Genomic DNA, 7,802 nt, shown 5'->3' on the forward strand with positions numbered 1-7,802 from the left:
ACGATCCGCGATTCGCATACGGGCTTGCAAACGCAACTGGCGGCGCGCGACGAAGAACGTCTGTCGACGTGGAATGCGTCGCTTGCTGCAATGGCCGAGAAGCTTGGCGACGAATGGCAGCGTGCCGGCGTGCACAGCGCCGGTCGTCAGCAGGAGATCTGCGACGCTCTCGCACAAACCACTCGCGACCTGACCACGCAAGCGGCGACATTCGAGCAACGATCGAACGATTTGCTGTCGACGATCCGCGATTCGCATACGGGCTTGCAAACGCAACTGGCGGCGCGCGACGAAGAACGTCTGTCGACGTGGAATGCCTCGCTCGCGGAAATGGCGGCGAAGCTTGGCGACGAATGGCAACGCGCAGGCGTGCATAGCGCCGGTCGTCAGCAGGAAATCTGCGACGCTCTCGCGCAGACCACGCGTGATCTGACCGCACAGGCTACGACATTCGAGCAACGATCGAACGATCTGCTGTCGGCGATTCGCGATTCGCATACGGGCTTGCAAACGCAACTGGCCGCGCGCGACGAAGAACGTCTGTCGACGTGGAACGCCTCGCTCGCGGAAATGGCAACGAAGCTTGGTGACGAATGGCAGCGCGCAGGTGTGCATAGCGCCGGTCGTCAGCAGGAAATCTGCGACGCACTCGCGCAGACCACGCGCGACCTGACCATGCAAGCGGCGACTTTCGAGCAACGATCGAACGATTTGCTGTCGACGATCCACAATTCGCACACGGACCTGCAAACACAACTGGCCGCGCGCGACGAAGAACGTCTGTCGACGTGGAATGCCTCGCTTGCGGAAATGGCGACGAAGCTCGGCGACGAATGGCAACGCGCAGGCGTGCATAGCGCAGGCCGTCAGCAGGAAATCTGCGACGCACTCACGCAGACCACGCGCGACCTGACCGCACAGGCAGCGACCTTCGAGCAGCGCTCGAACGACCTGCTGTCGACGATCCACAATTCGCACGCGGGCCTGCAAACGCAACTGGCCGCACGCGACGAAGCGCGTCTGTCCGCGTGGAACGACTCGCTCGCCGCGATGGCTGCCGCGCTGCGCGACGAATGGGCGCAGACGAGCGCGCAGGCCGCAACGCGACAGCAGGACATCTGCGACACGCTGACCCGCACCGCGAACGACATCACCGCGCAAGCGCAGGTGCATGCGAGCGACACGATCAACGAAATCTCGCGCCTCGTGCAGGCCGCGTCGGAAGCGCCGAAGGCCGCGGCCGACGTCGTCGCCGAGCTGCGCCAGCGCCTGTCCGACAGCATGGTGCGCGACACCGAGATGCTCGAGGAGCGCGGCCGCCTGCTCGCGACGCTCGAAACGTTGCTCGGCGCGGTCAACCATGCGTCGACCGAGCAACGCACCGCGATCGACGCGCTCGTCAGCACGTCGGCCGATTTGCTCGATCGCGTCGGCGCGCGCTTCAACGACACCGTCGATGCCGAAACGCGCAAGCTCGATTCGGTCGCCGCGCAGGTCACGGCGGGCGCCGTCGAGGTCGCGAGCCTTGGCGACGCGTTCGGCGCGGCCGTACAGGTATTCGGCGAGTCGAATGACAAGCTGCTGACCCATCTGCAGCGCATCGAGGCCGCGCTCGAGAAATCGCTCGCGCGCAGCGACGAACAGCTCGAGTACTACGTCGCGCAGGCGCGCGAGGTGATCGACCTGAGCATGCTGTCGCAGAAGCAGATCGTCGAAGATTTGCAGCATCTCGCCGGGCGGCGGGCATCGGTCGGAGCGTAACGCATGCACGACGAAATCGACGACGGCGCACCTTCCGCGCCGGTGTGGCCCGCGTTCGCCGACCTGATGTCGGTGCTGCTCGGCGCGTTCGTGCTGATCCTCGTCGGCGTGATCGGCATGCAGTTGCAGCTCACGTCGAAGCTCGAGGAAGCCGTGCGCGCGCGCCAGCAGGAGGCGCAGCAGCGCAAGTCGCTCGAACAGGCGCTCGCCGGGCCGCTCGCGGCCGGCCGCGTGACGCTCGTGAACGGCCGTATCGGCATCAGCGGCAACGTGCTGTTCGCGCTGAATTCCGATCAGTTGCAGCCCGCGGGCAGCGATCTGCTGAAGACGCTGGCCGTGCCGCTTGCCACGTACCTGAAGACGCGCGACGAGATCCTGATGATCAGCGGTTTCGCCGACGACCAGCAGGTGCACGCCGGCAACCGCCAGTTCGCGGACAACTGGGAACTGTCGGCCAAGCGTGCGCTGACCGTCACGCGCGCGCTGATCGACGCGGGCGTGCCTGCGTCGTCGGTGTTCGCGGCCGCGTTCGGTTCCGAACAGCCGGTCAGCTCGAACGCGGACGACGAAGGCCGCGCGAAGAACCGCCGCGTGGAAATCGCACCGGTGCCGCGCAAGACCGCGTCGAACGGAGGGCGCGCGAAGTGACGGGCGACGCGACGCAGGTGCGCGCAACGCTCGACGCCTGGCGCGCGCAGGGCGCCGATCGGCTCGACCCGGTGCGCTTCCATCGGCTCGACGCGCTCGAAAGGCGCGCGGCCGCGCTAGACGGCGATGCGCGCGCGTTGCTCGATGCGCGTCTCGCGACGCTGCTGGACGGTTTTACGGAGATCGTCGCACGCGCCGATGAAGCGGCGATTGCGTGCGACACGACGCGAGCAACCGGGCAGATGCCGCGCGGCGCGCTCGGCGGCCTCGTCGAGCGTCTCGCGCGCGATGCGCAGGCCGACCGGCGCGGGCTCGATCCCGAACTGATCGACTACTTCCGCACGATGTGGTCGAAGGTGCGCACCGAACAGCAGTATCGCCAGTCGCTCGACCAGGTGCCGCGCAACGCGGGGCCGCTCAATTCGAACAGCCTCGTGCACCGGTCGCTCGCGACGATGCGTGAGCTGTCGCCGGAATACCTGCAGCAATTCCTGTCGTACATCGATGCGCTCGCGTGGCTCGAGGATCTGTCCGGCGGCGGCGCGCAACCCGAGAAGGAAGCGCCGCGCGCGAAGGCGACGAAGGTCGCGAAGCCGGCGCGCAAGACCACCCGCACCAAGGCGCGATAACGCGCGTCTTCAGCTGCGTGGCGACTGCGCGTCGATCGCCGCGCGCAGCGCGTGCAATGCGTCGACCAGTGCCGATGCGAACGGCGGATGCGCGGCGATGCCTGCCGCGTCGAGCTGGCTGCCGAGGATCGGCAGCGCGATCGACGCGGGTTCGACGATGCACGCCGACATCACCGACAGCGTCTCGCGCAGCGCCGCGTCCGCATGCGTCGCGCGCGGCGACGCATTCAATACCGCGACCGGCTTGTACACGACGGCTTCGCATCCGACGACCCAGTCCAGCGCATTCTTCATCACGCCCGTCACGCCGTGCGCGTATTCCGGGCTCGCGATCAGCACGCCGTCGGCGGCGTTCAGTCGCTCGATCAGGTCGCGCACCGCGGCCGGCGACGGAAATTCGGCATCGGGATTGAACAGCGGAAATTCGCCGAGGCGATCGAAACGCGTGATGTGCATGCCGCGCGGTGCGACGCGCGCGGCCGCGTCGAGCAGCGCGGCGTTGTACGACTGCGCACGAAGGCTGCCGCACAACGCGACGATGTCGATGCGGCGCTCGGAATCGGTTCGGGGTTCGGTGGCCATCGGAGAGCGTATCGGGTGGCGGAATGCGCGGCGGCGTCGCGCGGACCGGACAAATTATCGCATCGGTGCGAGTGCGGGCGCGGCGCGATGCGCGGGGCGAGTGCCGCGGGCGTGTTGCAATTCACGTCGGGCCGGCGGCAATTTCATCGAATCGCATCCGGCCGCGGCCACGTCCGTCATCCCGGTTGCGCGCGCCAGTTCGCCGAGCGTCCAGCTGTTGCCGATCAGCAGCCTGCGCGTATGCAGCGCGTCGTGCACCTCGCTTTCGACGGTTTCGCCGAGATAGCGCAGCGCGCGGCCTTCGACGTCGACGAAGCCGTGCCGGTAGTCATGCGCGAGCGCGTGCCACAATCGCGCCGCGCCGACCGACTGGCGCGCGCCGCTGATCAGGCACAGGCCCGCGTCGAGTCCCCATCGATACAGTGTCGTCGCGAGGCCCCGCCGTTGCGCGGACGCGCGCAGCCGCGTGTGCGGCGCGCGCAGGTAGCGGTCTGCGCGCCGTGGAAGCTCGGGGAGCCGGTTGAAGATCGTGTAACCGGCAAGTTGCCGGGCCGACGGGTCCTCGACGTAAAGGAAGTATTCGCCGTCCGCCTCGCGGTGGCGAACGATCAGGCCGGAGTCGCCGAGCGCGACGGCCGGCAGATCGTGCAGGCGATGGCCCGGCTGGTGCAGGCGCGCGTGGAGCGCGTCGAGTTCATCGTCGATGTCGTGCTGGGAATGCTGTACGTCGATACGCATGGCAAAGGGTGCCCGTTCCGGGCGCATCGAGAAAGGGGTTCATCGCAACAGGGGAAGGGAATGGCGGCGGCCCCCGGGCTCGACGAGCGAGCCGGGGCCGCGAATCAGCTGGGGATGTGCTGGAAACCGGCGGCGATCGCGGCGAGGCCCGCGATGCAGAGTGCGAACAGGATCAGGACTTTGTGGATCACGCCTCGCTCCTCAAGAATGCGCGACGCCGAACGGCGGTGTCGCGGAGACGGTGATGGCGGGCCGGGCCCGCGCGGCCGTCGTGCGGGACGACGGTCGGTGGCCGCGCGACAGGCGCGCGCGGACGGTCAGCACCATACGCGACGGGCAGAGGGCGGGCAACCGACGTGGCGGCGAAAAGCGACGAAAGGCGCGGAATCGTGGCGTTTCGCGACAATTGGCCGCAACGGCGCGGGCGTGTCGATGCCGCCCGCCGTTGCCTCACGCCGCCTGCCGCCCCCCGAACGCCTGCTTGATCCGCGCGAACAACCCGTGTTGCGCGATCCATTCGGCATAGGCGCGATAGTCCGGATCGCGCATCAGATGGCGTTCTTCCGTTTTCGCCCGCGTGTAGTAGATCAGGTTGATCGCGACGAGTCCCGCGCAATGCATGAGCGCGACCTGCCAGCCGAGCGGCTCGACGAACGGCACCGACACCATCCAGTACGACAGGTTCTTCGTGATGTACGCGGGATGCTTCGTGAAGCGGTACGGGCCCGACGTGATGATCCCGCGGTTCGTGAGGTTCGAGAAACGCAGCCCGAACGAGATCGTCGACAGCGCGTAGGTCATCAGCAGCAGGATGATCACCGCGCCCCAGATCGCGCGCAGCGTCGGCGCGGACAGCAGCCAGTTGTCCCAGAACAGCGTGCCTTCGTAGCGGATGTAGTTGTTCGAGATCAGCGACCAGAACGGCTGGTAGCACATCAGCGCGGCGACCCAGCCGAGCGTCGTCGGCTCGACGGTGCGCACGTGGCTGTCGAGGATGCGGAACGTGCACAGGTAGCCGACGGTGCCGAACATCAGGTCCATCGTGAACGACAGATCGTACAGGAACACGAAGGTCGCGAGCGTCATCGGCGCGTTCACCGCGTGCGCGAGCGACGCGCTCAGGTGATCGGCGTCCTTCGACAGGTAGACGATCATCAGCGGCAGGAAGAACGCCTTCACGCCCCAGCCGGCGAGCATTTCGCGCACCGGCTGCCAGTTCGCGGGCCTCTCGCGGCGGAACAGGAGGCGGCCCCACAGCAGGTACGCGTCGTCGGTCTCGCGCTGGTGGCGATCCATCCACGCGAAATAGAACGGCGCGGCGACGATCACGTACGGCGCGAGCGAGCGCAGCAGCGACCAGAACGGCAGGTAGAACGCGCCGTGATACTCGGGCAGCAGCCAGTAGATCGCGCCGATGCCCGCGTAGATCGACGCGAGCGCGCCGAGCCGCGTCGCGACGCGGGCCGGCGCGAACGGGCGCACGGCCTGCCGCGACAGCCCGGCGCTCGGGCGCAGGTAGACGCGCGAGATGAAGATTTCGTGCAGCGCGATCGTGCCGATGATCGCGAGGCTCGCGATCACCGCGCGCGTGGCCGCGTCGAGCGTCGGGTGGTCGCGCGTGACCCACAGCGCGAAGAGTCCGGCCGTGATGCCGAGCAGGCCCGCGCGAAATGGCGTGGCGGAACGGGGCGGGCGGTCCTGGACCGCGGCGATGCCGTCGAGCGTGGAATTCATGATCGGATCCTCGTCGGGATGACGGCCGGCGACCCCCGCTTCGGCGGGGTGACGCCGGCCGCTGGCCGGGCTTTGGATTGGTATGCGCCCGGCCATTGGCCTGTGGTTCTGATACGTGAAGCGTTACTTCTTGGTGGTGCCGCCGAGCAAGCCGCCGAGCAGGTTCGTCACCGGCGACAGCAGGTTGGCCGCGCCGCCCGCAGCGCCGCCGTTCGAGCTGCCGGTGAGGCCGCCCGTGACGGTGCCGCTGCCGGCCGGCGTCGTCACAGTGCCGGTCGCGCCGCCGGGGCCGGCCGTACCGACTGCGCCGAGCGTGCCGAGGGCCGACGTCAGCGAGCCCGTCACCGTGCCGACCGGGCCGTTCGTCAGCGCGCCGCCGAGGCTGCCGGTCAGGTGGCCGCCCGGCGTCGTGACCGTGCCGGTGAGGCTTGCGCCGAGCGGCGTCAGCGAGTTGACGAGGTTGGTGACCGGCGCGAGCAGGCCGCCGACGCCCGAACCGCTGGTGCCGCTGCTGCCGCCCGTGCCGCTCGAACCGAGGCCGCCGAGCGCACCCGTCACCGAGCCGAGCAGGCCCGTGATCGGCGCGAGCGGGCCGCCGCTGGTGCCGCTCGTGCCGCCGGTGCCGCTCGAGCCGATGCCGCCGAGCCCGCCCGTCAGCGAACCGAGCAGGCCGGTGATCGGCGCGAGCGGGTTGGTGCCGCTGGTGCCGCCGTTGTTGTCGTGGACGAGCCCGCCGGTCGCCGTCACCGTGTTGCCGAGCTGACCCACGACGCCGCCGAGACCGGCGCCGAGCGGGTTGTCGGTCGCGCCGCCGACCTTCGAGCCGGCAAGGGCGAGGCCGTTGCCGAGCGTGCTCAACAGGCCGTTGAGCGGCGTGCCGAGCAGCGTGACGCTGCCGAGCGTCTGCGTGGCGCCCGGCGTCGTGACGCCGCCGGTCAGCGTGTTCGTGATCGGGTTGATCACCTTGCCGACCTGCGTCTCGAGCTGCTGGACCGGCGTGCTGTTCAGCGCGGTGTTCAGGCCCGATGCGGTCGAGTTGACCGCGCCGCCGACCGTGTTGACGAGGTCGCCGACCAGCGTCGTCACCGGCGAGAGCGGCGACAGCGGGCCCGAGCCGAGGCTCTTCACTGCGTCGCCGAGGTTGTTGACGGCGCCGCCGGCGCCGGTCAGCAGGCCGGTGGTCGACGTCAGCGTCGGGCCGAGCGGGTTCGGCGATACGCCGATCGAGCCGAGGCCGGCCGCGACGCCGTTGCCGAGCGACTGCACGCCGTTGCCGAGGCTCGCGACCGCATTGCCGACGCTGGTGGCCGTCGTCGGGTTCGTGCCGGGGATCTGCACGCCGCCGATTTGCGAGCCGCCGTTGACGACGGTCGTGCCGAGCGCCGTGACGAGGTTGCCGGTTTTCTGCAGGACGTTGCCGAGCGGGGTGACGCCGGAGCCGGAGGTGCCTGAGGTGCCGGAAGTACCGGAAGTGCCCGAGGTGCCGGAAGTGCCCGAGGTGCCGGAAGTGCCCGAGGTGCCGGAAGTGCCCGAGGTGCCGGAAGTGCCCGAAGTGCCTGAGGTACCGGAGGTGCCTGAGGTACCGGAGGTGCCCGAGGTACCGGAAGTACCCGAGGTACCGGAAGTACCCGACGTACCGGAAGTACCGGAAGTACCGGAAGTACCGGAAGTACCGGAAGTACCGGAAGTACCGGAAGTACCGGAAGTACC

General features: G+C 68.8%; 6 protein-coding genes and 1 pseudogene. 3 read left to right on the top strand and 4 right to left on the bottom strand.

Translation table 11 applies throughout. From position 1 onward, the window contains the following. From BME24068_RS34625 to BME24068_RS34635, 3 genes and pseudogenes are all read left to right on the top strand, one after another. Window positions 1–1,761: pseudogene (locus BME24068_RS34625) on the top strand (DUF802 domain-containing protein); the annotation flags it as partial. Between the two features lie 3 nt (window positions 1,762–1,764). Next, window positions 1,765–2,409 carry an OmpA family protein gene (locus BME24068_RS34630; RefSeq protein WP_096500022.1) on the top strand — a complete coding sequence of 215 codons (645 nt, stop codon included), beginning with the start codon at window positions 1,765–1,767 and terminating at the stop codon, window positions 2,407–2,409. Further along, window positions 2,406–3,038 (top strand): DUF2894 domain-containing protein, encoded by a 633-nt coding sequence (locus BME24068_RS34635; protein WP_174928790.1) that lies wholly within the window; start codon window positions 2,406–2,408, stop codon window positions 3,036–3,038. Before BME24068_RS34630 ends, BME24068_RS34635 begins: the two co-directional genes overlap by 4 nt. A gap of 9 nt (window positions 3,039–3,047) precedes the next feature. On the opposite strand, the gene BME24068_RS34640 is transcribed toward BME24068_RS34635, so the two are convergent. From BME24068_RS34640 to BME24068_RS34655, 4 genes are all read right to left on the bottom strand, one after another. After that, the gene (locus tag BME24068_RS34640; protein ID WP_174928791.1) at window positions 3,048–3,620 is read right to left on the bottom strand and encodes an NADPH-dependent FMN reductase; all 573 of its coding nucleotides are present in this window, start codon (window positions 3,618–3,620) and stop codon (window positions 3,048–3,050) included. 54 nt (window positions 3,621–3,674) lie between these two features. Then, window positions 3,675–4,358 carry a histone acetyltransferase gene (locus BME24068_RS34645; RefSeq protein ID WP_174928792.1) on the bottom strand — a complete coding sequence of 228 codons (684 nt, stop codon included), beginning with the start codon at window positions 4,356–4,358 and terminating at the stop codon, window positions 3,675–3,677. Window positions 4,359–4,808: 450 nt separating this feature from the next. Then, window positions 4,809–6,092, bottom strand: coding sequence for an isoprenylcysteine carboxylmethyltransferase family protein (locus BME24068_RS34650; RefSeq protein WP_174928793.1), 1,284 nt, complete (start codon window positions 6,090–6,092; stop codon window positions 4,809–4,811). Between the two features lie 123 nt (window positions 6,093–6,215). Then, window positions 6,216–7,802: collagen-like triple helix repeat-containing protein (locus BME24068_RS34655; protein WP_174928794.1), on the bottom strand; the 1,587-nt coding region annotated here is incomplete at its 5' end.

This window comes from Burkholderia anthina (assembly GCF_902498995.1).
Classification (GTDB): Bacteria; Pseudomonadota; Gammaproteobacteria; order Burkholderiales; family Burkholderiaceae; genus Burkholderia; species Burkholderia anthina.

Coding starts and splice junctions, on each gene's coding strand:
- BME24068_RS34640 (WP_174928791.1), bottom strand. CDS start 3,620: ATGGCCACCGAACCCCGAACCGATTCCGAGCGCCGCATCGACATCGTC.
- BME24068_RS34650 (WP_174928793.1), bottom strand. CDS start 6,092: ATGAATTCCACGCTCGACGGCATCGCCGCGGTCCAGGACCGCCCGCCC.
- BME24068_RS34630 (WP_096500022.1), top strand. CDS start 1,765: ATGCACGACGAAATCGACGACGGCGCACCTTCCGCGCCGGTGTGGCCC.
- BME24068_RS34645 (WP_174928792.1), bottom strand. CDS start 4,358: ATGCGTATCGACGTACAGCATTCCCAGCACGACATCGACGATGAACTC.